The organism is Pantoea sp. GbtcB22 (assembly GCF_019091025.1).
Taxonomy (GTDB): domain Bacteria; phylum Pseudomonadota; class Gammaproteobacteria; order Enterobacterales; family Enterobacteriaceae; genus Pantoea; species Pantoea leporis.
Genome location: NZ_JAGXKB010000973.1, coordinates 1 through 231, shown reverse-complemented (window position 1 = coordinate 231; position 231 = coordinate 1). Strand labels below are relative to the sequence as shown.

Annotated in this window: 1 protein-coding gene; it reads right to left on the bottom strand. The window is 59.7% G+C overall.

What is annotated here, in order from left to right:
• Positions 1-231: hypothetical protein (locus tag KVT28_RS27225; RefSeq protein WP_217551461.1), on the bottom strand; the 231-nt coding region annotated here is incomplete at both ends.

The window sequence follows — 231 nt, the reverse complement described above, 5'->3', positions numbered from 1 at the left end:
GCGGTGTCCCTAACGCCCCCCCCCCGCCACTTTTATGGGCGGGCAGTAACCCTGCGCGATAATCGATGTTGAGCTTAGCGGCAATGACCGCAGCCGCGCGTGGATTGCCGCCGGTCAGCATCATGCTGTTAACACCAAGCTTCTTCAGTTCAGACAGCGCGCTGAGGGCTTCAGCGCGCTGTTGTGCATTATCAAGATGGCTGACTTCGCGCGGCGTCAGCAGTTGATAGG